This is a genomic window from Pseudomonas sp. NCCP-436 (assembly GCF_019656335.1).
In the GTDB taxonomy this organism is placed as follows: domain Bacteria; phylum Pseudomonadota; class Gammaproteobacteria; order Pseudomonadales; family Pseudomonadaceae; genus Aquipseudomonas.
On sequence record NZ_BPLZ01000042.1, the window covers coordinates 1 to 873 of the forward strand.

Below are 873 nucleotides of genomic sequence, written 5' to 3' on the forward strand. Positions count from 1 at the left end.
AGTGAATCGCCCCGGCTTTTGTGGAGGCCGTTTCGTTTAAGTCAGGCCGCCATGGCCTGACCTGCTTGTTGCTGGTGGAAGTTTGCCTCAGCCTCCGCAGGCGGGATATAGCCGATTGAGCTCAACAGCCGCTGGTGGTTGTACCAGTGCACCCATTTCAAGGTCGCCATCTCAACAGCTTCGCGGCTCTTCCACGGCTGGCGGTAAATCAGCTCGGCCTTGTACAGACCATTGATGGTTTCGGCCAATGCGTTGTCGTAGCTGTCGCCCTTGCTGCCAACCGAGGGCTCAATGCCGGCCTCTGCCAGCCGCTCGGTATAGCGGATCGAGACGTACTGGCTGCCACGGTCGCTGTGGTGGATCAGGCTCCCTGTGCGATGCGGCTGGCGGGCGTACAGGGCCTGCTCCAGGGCATCCAGTGCGAAGTCGGTCTTCATGCTGGTATTGACTCGCCACCCCACGATGCGCCGCGCAAAGACGTCGATCACGAAGGCCACATACAGCCATCCCTGCCAGGTCGACACGTAAGTGAAATCCGACACCCACAGCTGGTTGGGGCGGTTGGCCTGGAATTGGCGCTGGACACGATCCAGCGGACAGAGCGACTTGTCTCCGGCCACCGTTGTCCGCACGACCTGGCCGCGCCTTATGCCCTGCAACCCAGCTCGACGCATCAACCGCTCCACCGTGCATCTGGCTGCCTCGATGCCTTCTCGCCGGAGCTGCTTCCAAACCTTGACCGCGCCATAGCACTGCATGCTGTCATTCCACACGCGCTGGACTTCCAGGATCAGTGCCTCGTCGCGCCGAGCACGGCAGGAGCGCAATGCCGGATTGCGCAGGCGGGCCGCATGCTTGCGGTAACCGGACGGG

At 62.3% G+C, this 873-nt stretch carries 1 protein-coding gene; it reads right to left on the bottom strand.

From position 1 onward, the window contains the following. Positions 1 to 41 precede the first annotated feature (41 nt). The coding region (locus NCCP436_RS17560) for an IS3 family transposase (RefSeq protein ID WP_220805243.1) at positions 42 to 873 on the bottom strand (832 nt) is incomplete at its 5' end.